The sequence below is a fragment of the Psychrobacter sp. TB20-MNA-CIBAN-0197 genome (genome assembly GCF_040309765.1).
Classification (GTDB): domain Bacteria; phylum Pseudomonadota; class Gammaproteobacteria; order Pseudomonadales; family Moraxellaceae; genus Psychrobacter; species Psychrobacter submarinus.
The window spans coordinates 1-264 of record NZ_JBEOPC010000761.1 but is presented as its reverse complement, the minus strand read 5'-3'; the positions used below and the strand labels follow the sequence as shown (position 1 = coordinate 264).

1 pseudogene is annotated in these 264 nt (G+C 39.0%); it reads left to right on the top strand.

Annotated features, from left to right (window positions below):
• Positions 1–236, top strand: a pseudogene (locus AAEY83_RS15870) (triacylglycerol lipase); the annotation flags it as partial.
• Positions 237–264: the final 28 nt, after the last annotated feature.

The following is a 264-nucleotide window of genomic DNA, read 5'->3' as shown; positions in this document are numbered from 1 at the left end:
GTCTTGATCCAAGTGATTATCTGTTAGCTACTACAGGACTTGCGTTTGCTGGCGAGCCAAATGATGGTTTAGTGTCTTCTTGTTCAAGTCGTCTTGGCTATGTCATCAGAGACAATTATAAAATGAATCATTTGGACTCTGTCAATCAAGTAGTAGGATTGACCGCTTGGGGGCAGCCTAATCCAAAGTCTCTTTATACTACTCAGGTTAATCGTCTCAAAAATGAAAGTCTGTAACACTATCAAAAGCTTGTTGGAATATAAA